Source organism: Pseudomonas sp. G3-19 (assembly GCF_054855875.1).
The window spans coordinates 635,467-659,426 of record NZ_JBMPIQ010000003.1 but is presented as its reverse complement, the minus strand read 5'-3'; the positions used below and the strand labels follow the sequence as shown (position 1 = coordinate 659,426).

The window sequence follows — 23,960 nt, the reverse complement described above, 5'->3', positions numbered from 1 at the left end:
AGGGGCGGCCTGATTGATGATCAGGTCGCCCCTTTTTTATCGCGCATGTCAGCCGCGCTTGCGGGCCAGTGCATTGCGCACGCTTTCTCTCGACATCCCCGAGCGCGATGCCGCCGCAGTTTTCTCCACGGGTGCCGCAGCCAATTGCTGCTTGCGCTTCAACACCTGACTCCAGCGATAACCGAGATAACCGGCCGCCGCAAAAAATCCCAGCCAACCAGTGATCAGGTTGACCACTGTCCACAGCCCAAGGGTGATCAGTACGGTTTTCCAGGTGAACAGCTTCAGGTTGTTGTCGACGGGCACCGTTTCAACCGGTGCCTGCTGCGCCACTGGAATCTGCTGCACTCCATCCAGATCAAAGCGCAATGAGAAATCCGCCCCCGGTACCTGGACATTTATCTGATTGCCTTCAGCGGTATGCACCCGCACTTCGCCATTGACGACCGACACCGAGCTGAAACTGATCTGGGTTTCGTGATGAATCTCGCCGTTGACCAAGGTCACGACCGTTCGTTGTTCGCCATTGGGGGTGTCGCGCATGTCGATTCCTTGTGAACTCCACGTCGGACGACGTGCGAAGGGAAAGTCCGTTGGGCTCGAATGCTACTGAGTGGCCATCAGGCTGTCCAGAAACGACCACAGGCTTCAACTCTTTGGCGAGCCGTTATCAGCTCCCAGCGCCACCATGCGCCTCTTCAAAAAAGTAATCCTTCCAGCTGCCAGCCTTGTTCTTCAGCACGCCCAGTTCCTGCAGTTTCTCGGCATAGATAAACGTACGCTGTGGCACCACCGTGAAGTCGATTTCCGGATCGGTGACGATCTTCTCGACCAGCGCCAGCGGAAGTTTCGACTGTTCGACGCGGATGTACGCCTGGGCGGCGGCGGGCTTGTCGGCCTTGATGATTTTTTCCGCTTCGGCCAACGCGTCGTAGAACGCCTTGTAGGTCCTGGGATTTTCGTCGTGGAATTTTTCCGTGGTGTAGAGCACGTTGAAGGTGGCCTGACCGCCGAGCACGTCGTAGGAACTCAGCACTTTGTGCACGTTGGGGTTTTGCAGCGCCTGATACTGGAACGGCGGACTGGAGAAGTGCGAGTTGATTTCCGAACCACCGGCAATCAGCGCCGCCGTGGCGTCCGGATGCGGCAGGCTGACCGAGATGTCGTCAAATTTTTTGTACTGGTCATTGCCGAATTCCTTGGCCGTTTCGATCTGCAGGGTCCGCGACTGGAACCCCACGCCCGCCGCCGGCACGGCGATGCGATCCTTGTCGCTGAAATCCTTCAGGGTCTTGATGTTCGGGTTGTTGGTCAGCAGGTAATTGGGCATCGAGCCGAGCGAGGCAATCGCCTTGACGTTCTGTTTGCCTCGGGTGCGATCCCACACGGTGAGCATCGGCGGCACCCCGGCGGAGACCACGTCCAGCGCGCCGGTCAGCAGCGCTTCGTTCATCGCAGTGGCGCCGGAGATGCTGTTCCAGTCGACCTTGATCTCCAGCCCCTGCGCCTTGCCGTGTTTTTCGATCAACTGCTGATCACGAACCACGTCGAGAATCAGATAACCGATGCCGAATTGCTGGGCGATGCTGATCTTGCCTTCGGCCTGAGCGCCGGTGCTGAACAGCAGACTGCCTGCCAGGGATGCGGCCAACAGAATCAGCGCAGAACGTTTGAACGGTATGGCCATGACAACCTCGCAGTCGGGTGAATTGGCTGAAAGGCCGAACTCTATCGCTATAAAAAACAGAAATTAAATACCGTTATCGAATATCCATAGCACGCTCACGTTTGCCGTCATGCGCTGATTTAAACAGCCTGAAACAATAAATCTGCCATCGATTACACGCTGTGCGTCAGCCGTCAGCGCGCTGACACCAACGCCAGTCACGGCCTCAAGCCCTGCGCCGTGCCTGCGAGAGCAGATCAGCCGTGTGTTTAAAAGGGCGATCAGACAGCCCACCCTTGGTATCATCGCGCACACTTTTATGACGGTTTGATGGCTGGAAGGTCTTTGTTTGTGAGCGTTTTATTGCGTTGGTTACGGCAGCCGCATGCCCGCCTGTTTTCCCTGATTCTGTTGGTGCTGATCGTACCGGTGTGCCTGCGCGCGGCGTTGGGCTGGTCGTCGTCGCTGGGCTATTTATCCGACCTGGCGATTGGCAGTTTGCTGGTGCTGTTGCTGCATCGCCGCGCGTGGTGGCTCGCGTTGCCGTTGCTGCTGTTCTGGGGGTTGCTGGCGGTGGCGACGGCGGAGTTGGTCAGCGCTGTCGGCCGGTTGCCGACCCCATCCGACCTGCATTACCTGATTGACCCGCAGTTCGTGGAAAACTCCACCGGTGGCGGCTTTGCCCATCCGGCGCTGGGCGTTGCCCTGTTGCTGGCGCTGCTGCTCTGGTTGCTGACGCGTTTCGCCAATCGCGCGCAGCCCGCTGCTGCCCTGCCCCGTGCCGTGTGGGCCGCACCGGCGCTGCTGTTCGCCGCGCACTGGGGCGTGCAAAACCAGTGGCCAAGCGAGGAAGATCCATGGCGCCTGTACAACCTGCCGCATCAGTTGCTCGCCTCGCAAGTCGCCGAGCTGCAGTTGCAGGCCGAGGAATGGCTGGACGGTGACGTCGAAGAGCCCGCGCCACAGATGGCCGGGTTGACCGATCTGGATCTCAATGGCCACAAGCTGCTGGCCGCACCGGGTCAGGCGCGCAATGTGCTGATCATCGCCCTGGAAGGCATCCCCGGCGCGTACATCCGCGCCAATCGCGAGGCCATCGGCAGTCATTATCAGGAAGACCTGATGCCCCATCTCAGCCGCTGGGCCGAGCGCGGCATGAACACCCCGGATTACGTGCTGCATACGCACCAGACCATTCGCGGCCTGTACGCCATGCTCTGTGGCGATTACGACAAGCTCAACAACGGCACGCCCAAAGGCGTGGAGATGCTCACTCAGCAGGAGCGCAATCAGGCCTGCCTGCCGGCGCAACTGCGGCAGAACGGCTTCAGCACTCATTACCTGCAAGGCGCCGGTCTGCGTTTCATGGCCAAAGACAAGATCATGCCGCACATCGGTTTCGATGCGACCCATGGTCTGGAATGGTTCACCAACGCCAACTATCTGGAGTTCCCGTGGGGCAAGGATGACAAGGCGTTCTTCGAAGGTGCGCTGGATTACGTCGGCCAACTGAAGAAGCAGAAGCAACCGTGGATGCTCACCCTGCTGACTGTCGGCACCCACCAGCCCTACTCCGCACCGGAAGACTATCTGGCGCGCTACGAGACGCCGAAACAGGCCGCCGTCGGTTATCTGGACGATGCGCTGGAGCAGTTCCTCAGCGGCCTCGAACGCCAGGGCGTGCTCAAGGACACGCTGGTGGTGATTACTTCGGACGAATCCCACGGCATCGATGGCGTGCGTCTGGCGTCGTCCTGGGGCTTCAACCTGACGCTGGCGCCGGAACACGAGCAACTGCCGCGACTGAATGCCGGGGTGTATGGGCATGTCGATCTGAGTGCGTCGATCCTCGACTATTTCGATCTGCCGGTGCCGTCGGCGCTGAGCGGCCGTTCGCTGTTTCGCGATTACGACAGCGGACGCGAAATCATGTCCTACACCAACGGTAAACTGCGCTACCACAACGGCCAGGGAATCTTTTCCGAGTGCGACATGCCGCGCCGTTGTCGCTACTACGAAAGCGCCGGTTTCATTGCCGAGCGCGCCACCTTCAAGGGTACCGAAAGCAGCCAGCAGGCCCGACAGATAGCCGCGCGGGCCATGGCGCTGGACCTGTCACTGCTGCGCACCCCGCTCAATCAGCGTTACCAGTTCGGCAGCAACAACGTCATCCCGCTACAGGCGCAGATCAAGGATGACTGGGCCGATAACCTGATCGGTGCGCAATACCTGGAAATGCCCAAGGGCTCGCACACTCGTGTGCGCCTGACCGTGCGCTCGGTGGACCCGCAGCAGGCGGCGTACATTCAGCTCAAGGCCAAGGAGTTCGAACAGGACGTGCAACTGGGCCTGCCGACCGAGATGGTCGCCACAGCCGATCAGCCGCTGGAGATGGATTTCAGCTTCGACAACCCGCAGCAACGCAAGGCTTTCTCGTTTCATTTGCTGGGTTATGGATTGGGTGCGGTCGAGGTCACGGATTTCAGTGTGATTACTGAATTGCCGGGGCAGGAAGATCCGCTGGATGCGTTGCCCGATGATGAGACTGTGCAATCGAGTTGAAATCAGGGAAGGGACGGATTGGCTGGATCCGTCCCTTTACGTTTGCTAAACAAGCTTGATATTAAAATCCCCCTCTATTTCCCCTCCATCAGGAAAATCAAAATAGATCTTTCCTGTAACGCCGACTCGCGCATGTTCCTTTTTCAAGAACGTCAGTTTTGCCCGTCCTGATTTAATAAGTTGATAATTGTCATTGTCAGCCGCGGTCCAACTCAAGTCACCTGTGTAGCACGTCACCTCATGAGGTCCGTCACCAACCAGGCTCTTTGGAACGCAGAAAGCTACATGCCCTCGATTGTTGTCATCAGCTCCAATAATCATGAAGTCATTTGCTGCTATATAAAAAGTCGCATTCTCCTTCGTCGCCGACAAGAAATTTCTTCCACCAATAGATGCACTGAACTCACCATTAGAGCCGCGACCAATCTCCTGCAGCAACGCATCAAGTTGCTCTTTTGTATTAATTGATTTGTTCATCCGAATGCATTCCAAAATAGTTTTATAGTGATGATTGGCTCTCAAAAAATCTTGAGACCGTTGCTTCCGCTGACAAAGCTAATGCGCCATTACTTCGAGCGCTACTGTCATATCTGACAGGCCGCTAGCCCAATTCGAAATAAAAAGTTCAATATTTAAAATCATTAACGGCGTTATCAAACCAGTTTTCGGCAAAGTATCAGCCAGCTATGGAATAGACCCGCGTTACCAGGGTCTCGAAAGACTGCGCCTATCACGCTCCAATAGTCGGCCTATTAGCTGACTGCCCAAGTCGGGTCTAGCCTTACTAGTCCGAAGTCGGCATGAGCCGGCCGCACAAGACCTGATAAGGACTCGAACATGGCAAACGAATCGAAATGCCCGTTCAACCACGCCGCCGGTGGTGGTACGACGAACCGTGACTGGTGGCCGAATCAACTGAACCTGAAGATCCTCAGCCAGCACTCGCCCAAGTCCGATCCGCTGGGCAAGGACTTCGACTACGCCAAAGCCTTCAAAAGCCTGGACTTCCAGGCGCTGAAACAAGACCTGCGCGCACTGATGACCGACTCCCAGGACTGGTGGCCAGCCGACTTCGGCCACTACGGCCCGCTGTTCATTCGCATGGCCTGGCACAGCGCCGGCACCTATCGCACCGCCGATGGCCGTGGTGGCGCCGGTTCCGGGCAACAGCGTTTCGCTCCGCTCAACAGCTGGCCGGACAACGTCAGCCTCGACAAGGCCCGGCGACTGCTGTGGCCGATCAAACAGAAATACGGCCGCAATATTTCCTGGGCCGACCTGATCGTGCTCACCGGCAACGTCGCGCTGGAGTCGATGGGCTTCAAGACCTTCGGCTTCTCCGGTGGACGTCCCGATGTCTGGGAACCGGACGAAGACGTGTATTGGGGTTCGGAACGCGAATGGCTTGGCGGCGACAGTCGCTACGGCAAAGACAAGTCGGCCATGCAGGAACCGGGTGACGGTACGCTGGTGGCCGAACCGGACCTGCACGGCAAAGAGCAAAGCCGCACCGATCAGGGCGAACGCAATCTGGAAAACCCGCTGGCCGCCGTGCAGATGGGCCTGATCTACGTCAACCCGGAAGGCCCGAGGGCAACCCGGATCCGGTGACTTCGGGTCGCGATATCCGCGAAACCTTCGGCCGCATGGCCATGAACGACGAAGAAACCGTGGCCCTGATCGCTGGCGGTCACGCCTTCGGCAAGACCCACGGCGCCGGCCCGGCCGATAATGTCGGGCCTGAGCCGGAAGCGGCCGGGCTGGAAGAACAAGGCCTCGGCTGGCGCAACGCATTCGGCACCGGCAAAGGCGCCGACACCATCACCAGCGGCCTCGAAGTCACCTGGACCACGACCCCGACTCAGTGGAGCAACAACTACCTGGAAAACCTGTTCGGTTTCGAGTGGGAACTGTTCAAAAGCCCGGCCGGTGCGCATCAGTGGAAACCAAAAAACGGCGCCGGGGCTGGCACTGTTCCCCATGCGCACGATCCGAGCAAAAAGCTCTCGCCGACCATGCTCACTTCCGACCTGGCGCTGCGTTTCGACCCGATCTACGAGCCGATCGCCCGCCGTTTCCTGGCCAATCCTGATCAATTGGCCGACGCCTTCGCCCGCGCCTGGTACAAACTGATCCACCGCGACATGGGTCCGCTGTCGCGCTACCTCGGCCCGGAACTGCCGAACGAAGAACTGCTGTGGCAAGACCCGATTCCCGATGCCACTCACCCACTGATCGACAGCAACGATGCGGCAGCGCTGAAAAGCAAAGTGCTGGCTTCCGGCCTGTCGGTGTCGCAACTGGTGTCCACCGCCTGGGCCGCGGCATCGACATTCCGTGGTTCGGACAAACGGGGGGGCGCCAACGGCGGACGTCTGCGTCTGGCCCCGCAGAAATTCTGGCAGGCCAACCAGCCGGAGCAACTGGACAAAGTGCTGAAGACCCTGGAGGGCATTCAGAACGAGTTCAACGCCGGATCATCCGGCAAGAAAGTCTCGCTGGCGGATCTGATCGTGCTGGCGGGTAACGCCGGGGTCGAGCAAGCGGCGAAAAACGCCGGGCACTCGGTTTCTGTGCCGTTCAATCCAGGACGCACCGACGCGACTCAGGAGCAAACCGACGTCGAGTCGTTTGGTTTCCTCGAACCGATTGCCGATGGTTTCCGCAACTACAGCAAGGGCAAATACACCGTGTCGGCCGAGGCGCTGCTGATCGACAAGGCGCAATTGCTCACCCTCTCCGCTCCGGAAATGACCGTACTGGTCGGTGGTCTGCGGGTATTGGGGGCGAATGTCGGGCAGAGCCGGCATGGCGTGTTCACCTCGCGCACGGAAACCCTGAGCAACGACTTCTTCACCCACCTGCTGGACATGGGTGTGGAGTGGAAGCCGACGTCGGCAGCGGCGGACGAGTTCGAAGGACGCGACCGTAAAACCGGTAGCGTGAAGTGGACGGCAACGCGGGTTGATCTGGTGTTTGGTTCCAACGCAATACTGCGTGCGCTGGCCGAGGTGTATGCGAGTGCTGACGCGAAAGAGCAGTTCGTCAAAGACTTCGTGGCGGCGTGGGCCAAGGTGATGGAGCTGGATCGATTCGACCTGAAATAACAGAAAACGCAAAAACCTGTGGGAGCTGGCTTGCTCGCGAATGCGGTATACCAGTCGACATCTCCGTGTCTGACACACCGCTTTCGCGAGCAAGCCCGCTCCCACATGTCGTTATGCGTTACGCCAGGCTTTTGCTCACCACTTCATATACGTCGCTGGACAGCTGACCGGAAGCCCGAATCCGCTCCAGCTCAGCCTTCATCAACGCCTGACGGGCGCTGTCGTATTTACGCCAGCGAGTCAGTGGCGCCAGTTGCCGCGAAGCAATCTGCGGGTTGAAGCCGTTCAGTTCGATCACCAGATCCGCGAGGAAGCGGTAGCCCGAACCGTCGGCGGCGTGGAAGTTGATCAGGTTCTGCCCGGCAAACGCACCGACCAGCGCACGCACCTTGTTCGGGTTCTTGATGTTGAACGCCGGGTGCTGCATCAACGCCTTGACCCGCGCCAGACCGCCCGGCAGTGTGCTGCCGGCCTGCACGCTGAACCACTGATCCATGACCAGCGGGTTGTCCTTGAAGTGCTCGGCGAAGCTCGCCAGCGCCAAGGCCTTCTGCTCTTCGAACGGCGAGTTGACCAGCACCGCCAACGCGGTCAGACGCTCGGTCATATTGTCGCTGTTTTCGAACTGCTCAAGGGTCGCGGCCAACACTTCCGGCTTGCCGCTGAGCATCAGGTACGACAGCGCAATGTTCTGCAGCGCACGCCGGGCGAAATGCTCGGCCTCGGCCACATACGGCGTTTGCCTGGACAGGTCGCGGTTGGCCTGATAACGCAGCCACAGCGCTTCGAACAGGTTGTCCGCCAGTTGCTTGCGGGCAAACTCGCGAGCGGTGTGGATCGCCTCGACATCCGCCACTTCGCTGATTTCGGTCAGATACGCTTCGCTCGGCAGCGAGAGCATTTCGGCGACCATGGCCTGATCCAGCGACTCGTCGGACAGCACGGTTTTCAGCGCCGAGATCAGACGCGGATCGAGCACCAGGCTCTCGCCCTTCTGCTGCTGGGCGATCAGCTCCTGCAGGACCTGCACCGACAGCTGCTGACCGGCATCCCAGCGGTTGAAGCCGTCGCTGTCGTGTTGCATCAGGAACATCAACTGGTCACGGTTGTACGGGAAGCTCAGTTTCACCGGTGCCGAGAAACCACGCAGCAACGATGGCAGCGGCTGTTCAGCGATGTCGACGAAGGTGAAGGTCTGCTCAGCCTCGGTCACCGAGATCACGCGGGTTGTGCCTTGCGCCGACGCTTCACCGGCCAGACGCAGCGCGATCTCGTTGCCTTTGCTGTCGAGCAGACCGAGTTCGACCGGAATCACGAAGGGCAGTTTTTCCACTTTGTCCGGGGTTTCCGGGCAGCTCTGGCGGAAGGTCAGGCTGTAGGTTTTCGCTGCGGCGTCGTAGGACTCGCTGACCGCCAGACGCGGCGTCCCGGCCTGGCTGTACCAGCGTTTGAACTGGGTCAGGTCGACACCGTTGGCATCTTCCATGGCCTTGACGAAGTCGTCGCAGGTCACGGCCTGGCCATCATGGCGTTCGAAGTACAGGTCACTGCCCTTGCGGAAGCCTTCGGCGCCCAGCAGGGTGTGAATCATGCCGACCACTTCCGAGCCTTTCTCGTACACGGTCAGGGTGTAGAAGTTGGAAATCTCGATGAAGCTGTCCGGGCGCACCGCGTGGGCCATCGGGCCGGCATCTTCGGCGAACTGGTGGGTACGCAGGTACGCCACGTCCTGGATGCGCTTGACCGTGGCCGAGTTCATGTCCGAGGAGAAACCGGCGTCGCGGAACACGGTGAAGCCTTCCTTGAGCGACAGCTGAAACCAGTCGCGGCAGGTCACGCGGTTGCCCGACCAGTTGTGGAAGTATTCGTGGGCGACGATCGCCTCGACCCGCTGGTGCGCGGCGTCGGTGGCGGTTTCGGCGCGGGCCAGCACGGCGCTGGAGTTGAAGATGTTGAGGCCCTTGTTCTCCATCGCGCCCATGTTGAAGTCGTTGACGGCGACGATCATGAAGATGTCCAGATCGTACTCGCGACCGTAGACCTCTTCGTCCCAGCGCATCGACTTCTTCAGGCTGTTCATCGCGTGCTGGCACTTGTCGATGTTTTCCGGCTCGACGTAAATGCGCAGTGCAACATTGCGATTGGTCATGGTGGTGAAGGTGTCTTCGACACACCACAAATCACCGGCCACCAGCGCGAACAGGTACGCCGGTTTCATGAACGGGTCTTCCCAGGTCGCCCAGTGTCGGCCGTCTTCGCCCGGGCCGGAGGCAATCGGGTTGCCGTTGGACAGCAGCACCGGATAGCTGTGCTGCTCGGCGACCACCGTGGTGGTGAACTTGCTCATCACGTCCGGGCGGTCGAGGTAATAGGTGATCTTGCGGAAGCCTTCGGCTTCGCACTGGGTACAGAACATCGTGCCGGACTTGTACAGGCCTTCCAGCGCGGTATTGGTTTCCGGATGGATCCTGACGCTGGTGTCGACGGTGAAGCTGGCGCTGGCCGGTTGCAGGGTCAGGGTGTTTTCGCTCAGCTGATAATCGCCGGCGCTCAGTTCCTGGTCGGCCAGGGTTACCGACAGCAGTTCCAGCTGCTGGCCGTCGAGCACCAGCGGCGGCAGGCCCGGGCCACGCTCCGGGTTGCGGCGCATCACCAGTTGCGCGTGGACCAGGCTGTGGTCCTCGAACAGCTCGAAGGTCAGGTGCGTCTCGTCGATCAGGTACTCGGGGGCCTGATAGTCCTTCAGGTAAATCATCTTCGGTTGTTCGGTGCGCATGCTGGAATCCTTATTGATGCACGGCGAGCTGATAGGCCGTGTATTTACGAATGTTGATCACGCCGGTGTCAAAAATCAGGTACTGACCCTTGATTCCCAGCAGCGTGCCTTCGGCAATCGGGTTCTTGTCCAGGTTGAAGCTGACGATTTTGGCCGGGTATTGCTCGACCGGATAGCGGATTTCGAGAGGTTCTACATCGGCAATCGTCTGAATTGCCTGTAGGCCGAATCGCTGTTGCAGGCCTTGCAAGCCCTCGGCGCAGCTTTCAAACAGCTGGTCGCGCACCTGGGCCAGATCCACCGCCGCCGCATCGCCCTTGAGCAAGGCGCGCCAGTTGGTCTTGTCGGCCACCTGGCTGCGGAACAGGTCTTCGACGAAGCCCGACTGCTGGCGCGTCGATACGCGCATGATCGGCAGCGCCTGACTCGCGCCCTGATCCAGCCAACGGGTCGGCAACTGCGTGGCGCGGGTGATACCGACCTTGATCCCCGACGAGTTGGCCAGATACACCACATGATCAGTCATGCAGAACTTCTGCCCCCACTCAGGCTCCCGGCAGGTACCGGCCTCGAAGTGACAACGCTCCGGGCTCATGATGCACAGATCGCACTGCGCCAGTTTGGTCATGCACGGGTAGCAGTAACCCTGACTGAAACTGGTTTTGGTCTTGCGCCCGCAATGGGTGCAATGAATCGCCCCCAGGTACTCCAGACGCACCGTGGTGCCGATCATGGGGTTGACCGGGACCTCGACGTCATCCAGACGAAACGCGTATTGCACATTCGGCCCGTCCAGGCGCGCCGACATTTTGCTGATTGCACCGCGGCCAATCTCGATCAATGGATGGCATCCGACTTGAACAGGATGTTCGGTACTTCGATCGACTTCGACGCACATTCCTGCGGGCCCATGTAACCGGTGCGCTGGTCTTCAGGCAGGTTCTGGATTTCCCAGGCGATCATCGCCTGCAGCGACAGCTCGCGCTGTTCGGCGGTGAGTTTGCCGCCGTCGGACCACTTGCCGATTTCCACGGCCAGTTTCAGGCTCTCGTAGATGTCCGGGGTGATGTTCTTGATCATGTCGTTAAAAGAGGACATCAGGGTCTCCGTGCTCTTTATTCACTTAAAATTTCAGGCGGCCAGTTTACGGCGGTTATACAAACCGCCCAACAAACCGGTGAAGCATCCGATGAGTAACCCGCTGACGTGCGCGGCGTTGGCGATCTGGCCGAAACCGATCATCGAGACCAGTCCGGACATGCAAATCACCAGCCACACCAGCATCATCACCAGCACGCCTCGCGGCAGGCGATACGCCGGGTTCGGCGCCAGCAACTGGAAAATCCAGCAATGGCCGAGCAAACCGTAGAGCACGCCGGACAAGCCGCCAAACAGGCTCGGGCCGCTCCAGGCAAACTGCGCGTAGTTCGACACCAGGCTGAACAGCAGGGTCAGTCCGAGCAGGTTGATGCTGCCCTGACGTGACTCGATGCGCCGCCCCAGCTCCCAGTACCACATGCCGTTCATGGCCAGGTGCAGGATGCCGAAGTGCAGCAGCATCGGCGTGAACAGGCGCCACCACTGCCCCGCCGCCAGGCTGTCGGCCAGCGGCGTGAACTGGATGTACTCGCCGACCACGCGGAAGTCGAGGAAGGTCAGCCAGCGAATGGTGTCGAGGTTGTCACCCAGATAGGTCAGGCCACCGACCAGCAGGCTCAGCAGCAGGATCAACCCGGTGGCCTTGGCGTGTTTGAGTTGCTCGGCGAAGCTCGGACGCTTGAAAGTCGGCGCCAGCGGGATGTCCAGTTGCTGATCAGGGTCGCCGGCCGGGAAGCGCTCGTACAGCGAGCGTACGTCTGCGCTGATTTCCGAAGGTGCCCACAGCACCTGCTCGCCCGCCTCTTCGCTGACTCGATGCGGCACCTGCATCCGTTGCAGCAGCTTGACGAAACCGCTCAGATCCACCGCCAACGGCAGACGCAATACCGCTACCGCACTCATTGCAGCACCTCCGGCCGCTCGACATCGACCCAGACAAATTTATGCGGATCCAGACGTGTTTCCTGATCCAGACGATAGGCCACCAGTTTGCCGTAGAGCACCGCGCTGTAATCGAGACAAGCGAGGTTCGGGCGGATCGGCGCCGGTTTGCCGCTGCGCCAGTAGTGGCCGACGAACAGCAACGGCTCGTCAATGCCGTAGCGCAGCAGATTGTTTTTTTCGCTGGAGGTCAGCGGCTTCTGCGCCACCGGCTCCGGCAATGCATCCGGCTGGAAGACGATGTCGCCGTAGGTTTTCGGGTCGTCTTCCCAGAATTTGGTGCGGAAGAACGAGCGCACCAGACCGTCGCCGCTGGTCATGGTCAAGCCATCCGGCAGGCGCATGTCGGTGCCGCGCAACAAGCGGTCGAACACGGTGCAGGCGAAACTGCCGGGCACGGCCGACGCCTGGAGAAAGTGCTCGTCGATGCGCGCATCGGGAAACAGCCCGCGTAACGGTTCGATCAGGCTGGCATCCCAACAGGCGTGCACCACACGGAAGCGTCCGGCATCAACCACCAGCGGCAGTTCGTAGAACCAGTTGAGAAAGTCATGCCAGTCGCCCGGATGGTCTTCGAACTGGGTCAGGGTTTCGTGCAGCAGGCGCGCATGCCGCGGCGTGTGCTCACGGACGAACTGCTTGCCGCTGCCCGGCAGCGACGGCGTGCTCCAGCCCAGTGCGTTGAATTCGTGGTTGCCCATGATGCAAAGCGCCTGCCCGGCCTCGACCATGTCGTGGACGATGTGCAGTGCCTCGCGGATTCGCGGGCCACGGTCGATGATATCGCCGACGAACACGGCCATGCGCGATGGATGCCGCCAGACCCCGCCCTGCTTGTGATAACCGAGACGGTCAAGCAAGTGTTCGAGGGTCAGGGCGCATCCGTGCACGTCACCAATCAAGTCATAACTGCGCGCGGGATCGAGCATCAGTCGCCTCCACCACCCAACTTGCTGCCCCAGCCGAGCTTGGTCCGGCAGACTTCGTAGTAGTTGTGGTCGAGCGGGTGAATCAGCCGCAGCTTCTGGGCTTTCTTGCTCACGGTGATGGTGTCGCCCGGCGCGCAGGTGAAGTGGTTCTGACCGTCGCAGGAGACTTGCGGGTAAATCTGCATGTTTTTCGACACGACGATTTTCAGCTCACTGTTGCCATCGACCACAATTGGCCGGCTCGACAACATATGGGGGTACATCGGCACGATCACAATGGCATCGAGCTTGGGATGCATGATCGGCCCGCCAGCGGACAACGCGTACGCGGTGGAACCGGTCGGCGTGGCGACGATCAGGCCGTCGGCCTTCTGGCTGCAGACGAACTGGCCGTCGATGTACAGCTCGAACTCGATCATCCGCGTCGACTTGCCCGGGTGCAGCACTACGTCGTTCAACGCATCGCCCTGGCCAATGGCCTCGGCATGCCGGCGCACCTCGGCTTGCAGCAGGAAGCGGTTTTCCACCAGATAATGGCCGTCGAGCACCTTGGCCACTTCGACTTCCAGCTCATCGGGACGAATGTCGGTGAGAAAACCGAGGCTGCCCCGGTTGATCCCGAGTACCGGAATATTGTGCTTGGCCAGCGCCCGCGCGGCGCCGAGCAGGCTGCCGTCACCGCCGACGACGATGACCATGTCGCAGACTTCGCCGAGCATCTTGCGTGACGAGGTTTGCAGGCCATGGCCCGGCAGGACTTCGGCGATGGTGTCTTCGAGAATCACGTGCAGGTGACGATCGAGCAGAAAGCGTTTCAGTCGGCGGACGGTATCCAGCACCTGGGAACTGCCCAGGCGACCGATGATGCCGATATTACGAAATTGCTCCATGGGACCTCTGCGGACAATCGAAAACGCGAAAAACACGATTATGGGCGAAAGCCCGCGATAGACAAAATCCTTTCAGCCTCAAGGGTGCGCGCGTGTTTCAGGCTATGCTCGCAAGATGATCCTGTTTCCCGACCTGCTTCAGTTGCCACACCAATTACGCCATCCCGAAGTGCGTGATCTGGCGTGGGTGATTCTCGCGCCGCCGATGTTGGCCGCAACGCCGTGGCCGCAGCGCCATCCGCTGGCCGGCAGCGACTGGGTCAGTGATCCGCAGCGCCTGGAGCACTGGCTGCGGCAACTTGATCGTGACAGTTATGGTTTGCTGCACTGGCTGTCGCAGGCGCGTACCCGGCGGCTGGGCCTTTATTACGAACGGTTGTGGCAGTTTGCCGTGGAGCATGCGCCGGGCATCGAACTGATTGCCGCCAACCTGCCGATCCGCCGCGAAGGCCACACCCTCGGTGAACTCGACATGCTGCTGCGCGACCGCGACGGCGTGCATCACCTGGAACTGGCGATCAAGCTCTACCTCGGCCCACAGGAAGGCGACGGCCACGACCCGGCGCAGTGGCTGGGGCCGGGTTGTCATGATCGACTGGACCGCAAACTGGCGCATCTGGCCGAACACCAACTGCCGATCTCGGCGCGCCCGGAAAGCCGTGAGGTGCTGGCGAAGCTGGATATCGAGGTGTTCAGTGCGCAGTTGTGGCTGGGCGGTTATCTGCTGTACCCGTGGCCCGGTCAGGCCGAACCACCGAAAGGCGCGCATCCGCAGCACCTGCGTGGCAGTTGGCTGCATCAGAAGGATTGGCCGGCGTTCGTCGCTCAACGTCCGGCCGGGCGCTGGCAACCCCTGCCCCGCCATGCGTGGCTCGCGCCGGCACACTACCCGGCGGATCAGACCTGGAGCGCTGAACATCTGCAGATGTGGCTGGACGACCTGGAACCGATGGCCCCGGCGCAACTGCTGGTACGCCTGACCGAGAATGCGCAGGGCGAATGGGAAGAGGCGGAGCGGTTGTTTCTGGTGGCGGATCTTTGGCCGAATGTGCCGGGGCAGGCCTGAGTTTCTGCAGTGCCTGGACCGGCCCTTTCGCGAGCAAGCCCGCTCCCACAAGGGGATGGCATTCCAATTTCTACATTTGGAATGCTGCTCAAAATGTGGGAGCGGGCTTGCTCGCGAAGGGGCCAACGCGTTCTAGATGGATAACCGCAACGCCAACGCCGCCAAGGTAATCAACAACACCGGCACCGTCAGCACAATCCCGACCTTGAAGTAATAGCCCCAACCAATCCGGATATCCTTGCGCGCCAGCACATGCAGCCAGAGCAAGGTCGCCAGGCTGCCGATCGGGGTGATTTTCGGCCCCAAGTCGCTGCCGATCACGTTGGCGTAGATCATCGCTTCCTTGATCACACCGCTGGCCTGACTGGCATCGATCGACAACAAGCCGATCAGCACTGTCGGCAAGTTGTTCATGATCGATGACAACAACGCCGTCAGCACCCCGGTGCCCAGCGCCGCGCCCCATACGCCGTACCCGGCGAACACATCCAGCCAGCCAGCGAGATACCCGGTCAGCCCGGCATTGCGCAGGCCATACACCACCAGATACATGCCCAGCGAGAAAATCACGATCTGCCACGGCGCTTCTTTCAGCACCTTGCGCGTGGAAATCTTGTGGCCACGGGCGGCGATCCCCAGCAGCAGGGCCGCACAGACCGCCGAAATCGCGCTGATCGGGATGCCCAGCTGTTCGAGGAAAAAGCAGCCGATCAGCAGAATCACCAGCACTACCCAACCGGCATAGAACGTGGCCTTATCGTGGATCGCCGTGTGCGGCTGTTCGAGCTGTTCGGGATCGTAAGCCTTAGGGATGTCGCGACGGAAAAACCACAGCAGCACGCCCAGCGTCGCGGCCACACTGACGAAGTTGACCGGCACCATCACCGCCGCATAGCGGTTGAAGCCGATGTGAAAGAAGTCCGCCGAAACGATGTTGACCAGGTTCGACACCACCAGCGGCAGGCTCGCGGTGTCGGCGATAAAACCGGCACCCATGACGAACGCCAGGGTCGCCGCCGGGGAAAAGCGCAGCGCCAGCAGCATGGAAATCACGATCGGCGTGAGGATCAGCGCCGCGCCGTCATTGGCGAACAACGCCGATACCAGCGCGCCGAGCAGCACCATGAAGGCAAACAGCTTGCGCCCACTGCCCCGCCCCCAGCGTGCTACATGCAGCGCAGCCCAGGCGAAGAACCCCGCTTCGTCGAGCAACAGGCTGATGATGATCAGCGCAACGAAGGTGCCGGTGGCGTTCCAGATGATCTGCCACACCAGCGGAATATCGCTCAGGTGCACGACGCCGAAGATCAGCGCCAGCACGGCACCGAGCGTCGCGCTCCAGCCGACCCCGAGGCCTTTGGGTTGCCAGATGACAAGGGTGATGGTCAGCAGGAAGATCAGTGACGCAGCGAGCATTCGCGACAGCCTTCAATTATTCAATGAGTGGAGATCCAAACGTGGGAACGGGCTTGCTCGCGAAAGCGGTGTGTCAGATGACAACTTTGTGTCTGACACACCGCTTTCGCGAGCAAGCCCGCTCCCACAGGATCTCTGTTTTATCGCAGCTCTGACCAGATTATTTTTTGTGTTGTTCCACAAATTTCCCATACGCATTGATGAAATTCTGCAGGAACGGTTTCACCGACTCGCTCAACTTGCCCGCCTCGTCAAACGCCGAACCCGCGCCACCCAGATACGCTTCCGGCTGCTGCATGCACGGCACATCGAGAAACACGAAGGACTGGCGCAAATGCTGGTTGGCGCCAAAACCGCCAATCGCCCCCGGCGACACGCTGATCACCGCACCCGGTTTGCCGCTCCAGACGGCTTTGCCATACGGCCGTGAACCCACGTCAATCGCATTCTTCAGAGGCGCCGGCACCGAGCGGTTATATTCCGGGGTGACGAACAGCACCGCGTCGGAAGAACCGACTTCCTGGCGGAAAGTGCTGTAGGCTGCCGGCGGTGAATCGCCGTCGATGTCTTCGTTATAGAGTGGCAGGTCGCCAATCTCGACAATCTTCAGTTTGAGGTTCGCCGGTGCCAGCTCGGCCAGCGCCAGCGCGACTTTGCGGTTGATCGATGCTTTGCGCAGGCTGCCGACGACTACAGCGACGTTGTAGACATTGCTCATGGAAGACTCTCGACTGTCGGTGGGAAGAGCCAGTAGTTATAGATGATTCGATGACAGTTTCACCAGCGAGCAAGGGAAATTCCTGCGCGCTGATTATTTTTTTCCTGTAGGAAAACTTACAGGGCTTGATGACGGTCTACCAAGCCGCAAATCAAGCGTTTTATCTCCAGAGGTTCTAAGCAGATGGCAGCAGTACTCGTCGGTCAGTTCCATGCAAGAGATGCGGAAGGCCGCGTTTATTCCGTGCATGAGTTCCAGGAATCCACCCCGTCGGCAGACGGTTCCACTGGCTCGGAGCCGATTTACAAACTGGCCATTGGCGATCGCGTCAACAAAGTCAGTGACACCGAGTTTCTCCTGGTTCAGTCAGGTATTACCCTGACCCGTGAGCCTGAGACAACCGTCGCGTCATAACTGGCCGTTATGAGCAGAAGTCATATGCGCAGACTTGGGGTAGGATTCAGCCACTGACCCCACCTGCTGAACATGGACTTCACGCATGCGTTTACGTCATATCGAAGTGATTCAGGCGCTCTTGCAGACCGGTCACCTGGGCACCGCCGCCGAATGGCTGCAGCTCCCGGTGACCGAGGTCGAAGAGCGTTTGCGCGAAGCCGAGAGCGAGCTGGGGTTCATGCTGTTCGCCAGCGTACGCGGCCGGCTGCAATCGACGCCTGAAGCGCGGGCGTTGCAGGTGGAAATCGCTCATGTCTATCAGGCGCTGGAGCCGGTGCAGCGTCTGGCCAGCAGCCTCAAGCAATACCTCGCCCCGCCCCTGCGCATCATCGGCACCCCGCCGCTGGCGCAACAGCTGTTGCCGCAAAGTATCGCGCTGCTGCGCCGACGGTTGCCCGACGCTCCTTGCCGCTTGCTCAGCTCTCCGACCTGCGACATCGTCCGCAGCCTGCTGCTGCGCGAAAGCGATCTGGGCCTGAGCCTGCACGATCCGGAACACCCCGACATCCACTGCCAGCCATTGGCCCACGGCAAGCTGCAACTGCTCGCGCCCCACGGCTGGCTGCAACCGAAGCAGAAATACATTTCCCTGCAGGATCTGGCTGGCCAGGCAATGGTTGGCCTCGAAGGCCACGACCCATTGAGCCCGGCGCTGGAGAACAAACTCCAGGCCCTGCGCCCGGCGCCGAGCATCCAGACCCGAGTACAAACCCATCAGATGATGCGCAGCATGGTCGAGGCCGGCGAAGGCCTGGCCATCGTCGACCCGTTCACCGCCCTCGGCGCGCGGACGAGCGGACTGGATGTCTGCCCATTGTCACCGGCGGTTCCGATCAGCCTGTATGCCCTGACCTACCGACACAGCGCCACGCCCACAGCGATTCAGACGCTGCTGACGATTGTCACGGAACAAGCCGAGGCGATGCTGGCGAGCTGAGCGGGTTTTCCAGCGGGTTATCGAACAGCCGGTACCAGAACAGCGCGATTTCCGCGGTGTTCGGATCAATCCCGCGATAACGTAGATGGTCGATACCACCAATCTCGTAGCCACAACGCTCATACAAACGACAGGCGCCGAGGTTGTTGTTCTGCGTCTCGAGCATGATCCCCGGCAGTTTTTTCTTGCGACTCCAGAACTGCGCGACATCCAGCAGCGCCTTGGCCACACCATGCCGGCGCGCCGGTGCGTGCACCGCGAGTTCATCAATGTGAGCAAAGCCGTTCCAGTTGGTGCTGATCACCAGATGGCCGACCGGCTCGTCATCCAGATACGCCATGAAAATCGCGCTGTCGGCGGCATCGCGATAGCTGCTGAACTCTTCAGGATCAATGCCGTAGCACTTGCGATACGGCACGATCGGCGTCACCGCCCAGCGCTCGACCGGTTGGCCAATGACGGCGGCACCGTACGCGGCGACCTCGAAACTGAAGTCGCTGCCCCAGATGTACGCCGCGAAACCATCGTCGGCGACGCGCACCGACAGCCCTGGGTATTTCGGATTCATGACCGGTTGCATACTCGGAAAAGTCCTCATTCCTTGACGCAATCGACGGTGTACTGCCGTCCATTGCCCTCGTCTTCATGTTGCAGTCCATGCACATCAGCGACAAAACCGGGGAAGCTGCTATCGAACGTGCGGGCAAACTTCAGGTAGTCGATGATCGAGCGGGTTGCCTCGGTAAAGCGCTCCCCCGGCATGATCAACGGAATTCCCGGTGGATACGGCACCAGCATCACCGCCGCGATCCGTCCTTCCAGCTCATCGATCGGCACCGCCTCGACTTCGCCGCGCACCAGATGATCATAGGCATGGGCCGGCTTCATGGCGATTTCCGGCAGTACCGTGTACATGCGCTTCAGATGTTTGGCGGTGGCGTTGCTGCGGTAACAGGCGTGCAGTTGATCGCACAGGTCACGCAGGCCCATGCCGCGATAGCGCGCGGTGTCTTGCTGCGCCACGCAAGGCAGGCAAGTGGCCAGACTGACGTTGGCGTCGTAACTGCGCTTGAATTCCAGCAATTCGGTGAGCAGCGTGCTCCACTTGCCCTTGGTGATGCCCATCGAGAACAGCACCAGGAACGAATACAGCCCGGTCTTCTCCACCACCAGCCCGCGCTCCCAGAGGAACTTGCTGACCACCGCCGCCGGGATGCCCTTCTCGCTCAGCGCGCCACCGGCATTCAACCCGGGCATGACCAGGGTCACTTTGATCGGGTCGAGCAGCACATAGTTGTCACTGACTTCGCCGAAGCCGTGCCAGTCGGCGTCCGGCTGCAGCAGCCAGTCTTCAGTCCGCACCCGGTCGATGCCTTCGACGCCGGGCGGCTGCCAGATCGAGAACCACCAGTCATCCGCCGCAATGTGCTGGCGCAGATTGGCCAGCGCCCGGCGAAAACTCAGCGCCTCATCGAAGGTTTCCTGCAGCAGCGAGCGCCCGGCCGGGCCTTCCATCATGGCCGAGGCCACATCCAGCGAAGCGATGATGCTGTACTGCGGCGAGGTTGAGATGTGCATCATGAACGCTTCGTTGAAACGGTCACGGTCCAGTTGCCGCGCGCCGCCGTCCTGCACATGAATCATCGAGGCCTGGCTGAACGCGGCGAGCAGCTTGTGCGTGGAGTGAGTGGTGAACACCAGCGGGCTGTCTGCTGTGCGCGAGGTGGCCATGCCATAGCGCCCGGCGAAGAACTCGTGAAACGCTGCGTAGGCGTACCACGCCTCGTCGAAATGCAGCACTTCAACGCTATTGCCCAGGCTCTGCTTGATCAGCTCGGCGTTGTAGCACAGGCCGTCGTAGGTCGAATTGGTCACCACCGCCAGTTTGACTTTCGGCGCACGGCCTTTGGTCAACGGGCTGGCGTCGATCTTGGCCTGGATCGACTCGCGGCTGAATTCGCTCAGCGGAATCGGGCCGATGATCCCCAGCTCATTGCGCTCCGGGCACAGGTACAGCGGGATCGCGCCGGTCATGATGATCGCGTGCAGCACCGACTTGTGACAGTTGCGATCAACCAGCACCAGATCATCACGACCGACCATCGAGTGCCAGACGATCTTGTTGGCAGTCGAGGTGCCATTGATCACAAAAAAGGTGTGATCGGCGCCGAAATTGCGTGCCGCACGCTCTTCCGCTTCAGCGAGCGGGCCGGTGTGATCGAGCAGCGAACCGAGTTCCGGCACCGATACCGACAAATCCGAACGCAGGGTGTTTTCGCCAAAGAACTGGTGAAACGCCTGCCCCACCGGACTCTTGTGATAAGCCACGCCACCGCCATGCCCGGGGGTGTGCCAGGAATAGTTGGAGTCGGCGGTGTGCTGCACCAGCGCTTTGAAAAACGGAGGCAGCAGGCCATCCAGATATTTACGCGCCGCCCGCGCTACCTGCCGGGCCAGAAACGGCACGGTGTCTTCGAACAGGTAGAGAATGCCGCGCAGTTGATTGAGCTCGGCCATGGCATCGGCGGGGGCGTTTTCCAGGGTGACCTGTTCGCCCAGCGCGAAGATCGGCAGATCCGGCGCCCGCACTCGCGCCAGACCGATCAGTTCGGCCATGTTTTGGAGTAGATGCGAGTGGGTGCTGGCGTCTTCGGCAGCGATCAGCATGCACGCCAGACCATGATGGGTGGAGGCCACCAACCGCCCTTCGGTGTAGTCGATGGCCGAAACGATATTGAAACCTTCCTGCTCCAACTCCCGGGCGATGCCACGGATACGGTCACCGGCGACCGTGTCGGCCTTGATGTCGCGGTGGACGATCAACACCGGAAACTTCAAATCTTTGTACATGAGGCTCAGTGTCCCGAGGCGGCGGATCAAAGTCTGCCAATGCACTCAGGGTAGAGGGTTGCAGCGAAAGTGGCGAGGGTGGCCAGTTGGCTTCATTCAGCCTGACTCGGCTTTTGTGGCGAGGGAGCTTGCTCCCGCTGGGGCGCGAAGCGGCCCCCAGTATTCGTTCAGCATCAATAGTGCATTCAGGTTTTATGACTGCTTCGCAGCCAAGCGGGAGCAAGCTCCCTCGCCACAGAGGGGGTCAAGCTTGAGCATCAGCCTCGGCAATCTGCGTCCACAGCGCCGGCCCGCCCGCCGACTTGGCAATGATCTCCAGCCGCGCCATATGCGCCGCCAGTTCATCTTCCGTCGCCCGAATGATCCGCGCAGGCTGACGACTCGCCGGCAGACGACGGATTTCGGTGGCGGAGTTGTCCGCGCCCTCGCCCGTGCCATTTCCGTCGGAAGCGTTGCCGGCCAGCGACAGACTGGTCTGGCCACCGGTCATGGTCAGGTAGACGTCGGCGAGAATCTCCGAGTCGAGCAAGGCGCCGTGCAGTTCACGGCCAGAGTTGTCGACACCATAACGTTTGCACAAGGCGTCGAGGCTGTTGCGCTGCCCCGGGTGACGTTCCCGGGCCATCATCAGGGTGTCGAGGATGGTGCAGTGCTGCGTGATGTCAGCGCGATCGTGCTGACCCATCAAGGCAAATTCGTTGTTGATGAAGCCAACGTCGAACGCCGCGTTATGGATGATCAGTTGCGCGCCGTTGATGAACTCGAAGAACTCGTCGGCGACTTCGGCGAAACGCGGTTTGCCGACAAGGAATTCGTTGGTGATGCCGTGAACGCCGATCGCGCCCTCGTCACTCTCGCGATCCGGTTGCAGGTAAACGTGAAAGTGCCGGCCCGTCAGGCGCCGACCGATCAGTTCGACACAGCCGATTTCAATGATCCGGTGACCATCGGTCACCGGCATGCCGGTGGTTTCGGTATCGAGTACAACGGATCTGGTGGCCATCAGTGTTCAATTCTCAACGGGGTCAATCGTGCAAAAGCGGCGATGTTAACACGCTCGGTGGGGGTGTTTCAGGTAGACCGAGTCGCTCCATTCGCGAGCAAGCCCGCTCCCACAATTGATCTGCGGTGGACACAGTGCTGATGTACGCAGGAGATCCAGTGTGGGAGCGGGCTTGCTCGCGAAGGCCACGACTCGGTGCAACGGAGGGAATCAGCTCTGCTTGTACCCGCGAACCTCATCCACCCCACGGTTGGCCAACTGGTCAGCCCGTTCGTTACCGTGGTGACCAATGTGCCCGCGCACCCACTTCCAGGTGACCTTGTGCCGGTTGACCTGCTCGTCCAGCTCTTTCCACAGATCAGCGTTTTTCACCGGCTCTTTCGCCGCCGTCTTCCAGCCGCGCTTTTTCCAGTTGGCCATCCACTCGTTGATGCCCTTCATCACGTATTGCGAGTCGGTCACCAGCAGCACTTCGCACGGCCGCTTCAAGGCTTCGAGGCCACGGATGGCGCCGAGCAGTTCCATGCGGTTGTTGGTGGTGTTGGCTTCGCCGCCCCACAGTTCCTTTTCGACGCCCTTGCACACCAGCAAGGCGCCCCAGCCGCCCGGGCCGGGGTTGCCCTTGCAGGCACCGTCGGTGAACAGTTCTACGCTATCGACGCTTTCGCTCATGCCACTCTATCCAGAAAAATGCCTGGCCCCGTCAATCGCGGATCGACGATGGCCGCGGCCGGAACAAGTCCGGCCACTATAAAAAGAAGGTTTACGGTTCGATACGACGGCGGTTGACCTTGGCCATCGGCAGCGGAATCAGCTTGCCCATCGGCTCGCGACGCTCCTGACGCACCGGACGCAGGCCGACCACGATCTTGCGCGCGACCAATAAATAGAAGCCACCGCCCGACAGTTGCCAGTCGCCGGCCTTGCGTTCCCAGCCGGCCAGTCGGGCCTGCCACTTGGGCGACGCGAGCGGCGGACGATAGCACCCGAAGCGGCGTTTCTCCAGCGCAAAGCCCAGCAGATTGAGCCAGTCGGCGACCCGCGACGGCGAGATGCAGCGTGCCTGACGCAAGGCGTCGTGGGCGAATACATGGCGCAAGCCCCAGCTGCTCCAGGGGTTGATGCCAATGATCAGCAGATGCCCGCCGGGGCGCACGCTGCTTGCCGCTTCGCGTAGCAAACCGTGGGGTGACAGGCAGAAATCCAGACCGTGCTGCAACACCACCACGTCGGCGGCGTGCTCGCTCAACGGCCAGGCCTGTTCCTCGCAGACGATCTCGACACCCGGCAACGGCGCGCCGAGCCGCACGTTGCGCTGTACTTGCGGCGCCGACGGCGGGGTCTGGGCCGACGGCCCGTAATGCACCAGGTAGCCGCCGAAGAACCGCCCCAACTCGTCTTCGAGCATGCGCCGTTCTTCATCCAGCAGAAATTGCCCGAGCGGGCCGGCCAGCCATTCACGGGCCGCGCCGATCAACGCCAGCCAGTCGGGATCGGCCTGAGCGAACGCTTTATCGGTCATGTCATTCTCCAACGCCGCTAGA

General features: G+C 60.6%; 20 protein-coding genes and 1 pseudogene. 5 read left to right on the top strand and 16 right to left on the bottom strand.

All coding sequences use genetic code 11. The features are described 5' to 3' along the window. Positions 1 to 48: 48 nt before the first annotated feature. On the bottom strand, positions 49 to 543 hold the full coding sequence (locus ACOYXI_RS03070; RefSeq protein ID WP_098968295.1) for a hypothetical protein: 495 nt from the start codon (positions 541 to 543) through the stop codon (positions 49 to 51). A gap of 127 nt (positions 544 to 670) precedes the next feature. Continuing rightward, positions 671 to 1,687, bottom strand: coding sequence for an ABC transporter substrate-binding protein (locus ACOYXI_RS03065; RefSeq protein ID WP_461674286.1), 1,017 nt, complete (start codon positions 1,685 to 1,687; stop codon positions 671 to 673). 309 nt (positions 1,688 to 1,996) lie between these two features. Here ACOYXI_RS03065 and ACOYXI_RS03060 point away from each other — a divergent pair, with 309 nt between their 5' ends. Next, entirely contained in the window at positions 1,997 to 4,228 is a 2,232-nt protein-coding gene (locus ACOYXI_RS03060; protein ID WP_134786118.1) for an LTA synthase family protein, read from the top strand. A gap of 45 nt (positions 4,229 to 4,273) precedes the next feature. On the opposite strand, the gene ACOYXI_RS03055 is transcribed toward ACOYXI_RS03060, so the two are convergent. Continuing rightward, positions 4,274 to 4,705, bottom strand: a complete 432-nt coding sequence (locus ACOYXI_RS03055) for a hypothetical protein (protein ID WP_098968292.1) — start codon at positions 4,703 to 4,705, stop codon at positions 4,274 to 4,276. A gap of 360 nt (positions 4,706 to 5,065) precedes the next feature. Between ACOYXI_RS03055 and katG the strand changes: the two are divergent. Next, positions 5,066 to 7,335, top strand: a pseudogene (gene katG / locus ACOYXI_RS03050) (catalase/peroxidase HPI). A 118-nt stretch (positions 7,336 to 7,453) separates the two neighbouring features. Here the strand turns inward: katG and pepN are convergent. From pepN to ACOYXI_RS03020, 6 genes are read right to left on the bottom strand one after another with little or no spacing between them, the layout of a single operon-like run. Further along, positions 7,454 to 10,111: an aminopeptidase N gene (gene pepN, locus ACOYXI_RS03045; RefSeq protein ID WP_134786116.1), complete on the bottom strand. Its 2,658-nt coding sequence runs from the start codon at positions 10,109 to 10,111 to the stop codon at positions 7,454 to 7,456. A 10-nt stretch (positions 10,112 to 10,121) separates the two neighbouring features. Beyond that, positions 10,122 to 10,952 carry a DUF2797 domain-containing protein gene (locus tag ACOYXI_RS03040; RefSeq protein ID WP_027613137.1) on the bottom strand — a complete coding sequence of 277 codons (831 nt, stop codon included), beginning with the start codon at positions 10,950 to 10,952 and terminating at the stop codon, positions 10,122 to 10,124. Continuing rightward, positions 10,949 to 11,209 carry a YeaC family protein gene (locus ACOYXI_RS03035; protein ID WP_003224178.1) on the bottom strand — a complete coding sequence of 87 codons (261 nt, stop codon included), beginning with the start codon at positions 11,207 to 11,209 and terminating at the stop codon, positions 10,949 to 10,951. The genes ACOYXI_RS03040 and ACOYXI_RS03035 overlap by 4 nt, the downstream gene beginning before the upstream one ends. Before the next feature lie 33 nt (positions 11,210 to 11,242). Further along, positions 11,243 to 12,112, bottom strand: a complete 870-nt coding sequence (locus ACOYXI_RS03030; protein ID WP_098968288.1) for a rhomboid family intramembrane serine protease — start codon at positions 12,110 to 12,112, stop codon at positions 11,243 to 11,245. Further along, positions 12,109 to 13,080 (bottom strand): metallophosphoesterase, encoded by a 972-nt coding sequence (locus ACOYXI_RS03025; protein ID WP_461674285.1) that lies wholly within the window; start codon positions 13,078 to 13,080, stop codon positions 12,109 to 12,111. The genes ACOYXI_RS03030 and ACOYXI_RS03025 overlap by 4 nt, the downstream gene beginning before the upstream one ends. Continuing rightward, the gene (locus ACOYXI_RS03020) at positions 13,080 to 13,970 is read right to left on the bottom strand and encodes an NAD(+) kinase (protein WP_003224174.1); all 891 of its coding nucleotides are present in this window, start codon (positions 13,968 to 13,970) and stop codon (positions 13,080 to 13,082) included. Before ACOYXI_RS03020 ends, ACOYXI_RS03025 begins: the two co-directional genes overlap by 1 nt. A 115-nt stretch (positions 13,971 to 14,085) precedes the next feature. Between ACOYXI_RS03020 and ACOYXI_RS03015 the strand changes: the two genes are divergently transcribed. Continuing rightward, positions 14,086 to 15,036: a DUF1853 family protein gene (locus ACOYXI_RS03015; protein ID WP_134786115.1), complete on the top strand. Its 951-nt coding sequence runs from the start codon at positions 14,086 to 14,088 to the stop codon at positions 15,034 to 15,036. 132 nt (positions 15,037 to 15,168) lie between these two features. Here the strand turns inward: ACOYXI_RS03015 and ACOYXI_RS03010 are convergent, their stop codons facing one another. Both ACOYXI_RS03010 and ACOYXI_RS03005 read right to left on the bottom strand, forming a co-directional pair. Beyond that, entirely contained in the window at positions 15,169 to 16,452 is a 1,284-nt protein-coding gene (locus tag ACOYXI_RS03010; RefSeq protein WP_223007937.1) for an arsenic transporter, read from the bottom strand. Between the two features lie 160 nt (positions 16,453 to 16,612). Further along, the gene (locus tag ACOYXI_RS03005; protein ID WP_027613142.1) at positions 16,613 to 17,170 is read right to left on the bottom strand and encodes an NADPH-dependent FMN reductase; all 558 of its coding nucleotides are present in this window, start codon (positions 17,168 to 17,170) and stop codon (positions 16,613 to 16,615) included. Between the two features lie 183 nt (positions 17,171 to 17,353). Here ACOYXI_RS03005 and ACOYXI_RS03000 point away from each other — a divergent pair, with 183 nt between their 5' ends. Together ACOYXI_RS03000 and ACOYXI_RS02995 are read left to right on the top strand one after the other, a co-directional pair. Next, on the top strand, positions 17,354 to 17,584 hold the full coding sequence (locus ACOYXI_RS03000) for a hypothetical protein (RefSeq protein WP_007965845.1): 231 nt from the start codon (positions 17,354 to 17,356) through the stop codon (positions 17,582 to 17,584). A gap of 85 nt (positions 17,585 to 17,669) precedes the next feature. Then, positions 17,670 to 18,563, top strand: coding sequence for a LysR substrate-binding domain-containing protein (locus ACOYXI_RS02995; RefSeq protein ID WP_134786113.1), 894 nt, complete (start codon positions 17,670 to 17,672; stop codon positions 18,561 to 18,563). Here ACOYXI_RS02995 and ACOYXI_RS02990 read toward each other — a convergent pair. The 5 genes from ACOYXI_RS02990 to ACOYXI_RS02970 all read right to left on the bottom strand — a co-directional run bounded on the left by ACOYXI_RS02990 (position 18,529) and on the right by ACOYXI_RS02970 (position 23,938). Continuing rightward, on the bottom strand, positions 18,529 to 19,143 hold the full coding sequence (locus tag ACOYXI_RS02990; protein ID WP_041067268.1) for a GNAT family N-acetyltransferase: 615 nt from the start codon (positions 19,141 to 19,143) through the stop codon (positions 18,529 to 18,531). The two genes, ACOYXI_RS02995 and ACOYXI_RS02990, sit on opposite strands and share 35 nt — an antisense overlap. A 14-nt stretch (positions 19,144 to 19,157) precedes the next feature. Further along, positions 19,158 to 21,413, bottom strand: coding sequence for an Orn/Lys/Arg family decarboxylase (locus ACOYXI_RS02985; RefSeq protein WP_461674284.1), 2,256 nt, complete (start codon positions 21,411 to 21,413; stop codon positions 19,158 to 19,160). Positions 21,414 to 21,657: 244 nt separating this feature from the next. Next, positions 21,658 to 22,416 carry a DNA polymerase III subunit epsilon gene (dnaQ, locus tag ACOYXI_RS02980; RefSeq protein WP_139055851.1) on the bottom strand — a complete coding sequence of 253 codons (759 nt, stop codon included), beginning with the start codon at positions 22,414 to 22,416 and terminating at the stop codon, positions 21,658 to 21,660. A gap of 210 nt (positions 22,417 to 22,626) precedes the next feature. After that, positions 22,627 to 23,088, bottom strand: a complete 462-nt coding sequence (gene rnhA, locus ACOYXI_RS02975; protein WP_003224162.1) for a ribonuclease HI — start codon at positions 23,086 to 23,088, stop codon at positions 22,627 to 22,629. A 91-nt stretch (positions 23,089 to 23,179) separates the two neighbouring features. After that, the gene (locus tag ACOYXI_RS02970; protein WP_282413369.1) at positions 23,180 to 23,938 is read right to left on the bottom strand and encodes a methyltransferase domain-containing protein; all 759 of its coding nucleotides are present in this window, start codon (positions 23,936 to 23,938) and stop codon (positions 23,180 to 23,182) included. Positions 23,939 to 23,960: the final 22 nt, after the last annotated feature.